Raw genomic sequence first — 615 nt, forward strand, 5'->3', positions numbered from 1 at the left:
GAAACCATAGCTAAATGGAACCACGAGTAGATAGTGCCAAAGTAGATTCTTTACTGTTTCTTCTTGTGAAAATAACGCCGCTAAAGGAATGCTCAATGGCACCATCATCAAGAAGATAAAACCTTGGAACACCACAGCAAAACGCATGCTGAGAAACAAACCAGAGAAAGCGCGCTGAGGATTTTTTGCCCCTAAGTTCTGCGCCATAAATGGCGTGAGTGCGGAGGTCAGCGACATCAACACTAAGATCAGAATCGACTCAATACGCTGCGCAGCGCCATAAGCTGCCACCGCTGCCGTGCCGTGGCTAGATAGCAGCATCATCAAAATCGCGCCCGACAACGGATTCATCGCATTGGATAGCGCTGCAGGGGTGCCAATTTTTAACGTCTGTTGCCAATCTTGTTTCAATGAGGCCCATTGAGGTTGTGCGAGCAGTTTTTCGCGTTTCACCAACACATAGAAAGAGCCGCACAAAGCGCCTAGCCAACTAAAGGCACTCGCTATAGCTGCGCCTTGAATGCCAAGTTCTGGGAAGGGGCCGTAACCGAAAATCAGTAGTGGATCGAGCATGCCGTTGATCAGACCAGCCAACATCATGATCTTAGCGGGTGT

The 615-nt window shown here is 49.1% G+C and carries 1 protein-coding gene; it reads right to left on the bottom strand.

Annotated features, from left to right (window positions below):
* Nucleotides 1-615: MATE family efflux transporter (locus R7P74_RS27520; protein WP_318123848.1), on the bottom strand; the 615-nt coding region annotated here is incomplete at both ends.

It is taken from the genome of Vibrio sp. 2033 (genome assembly GCF_033339735.1).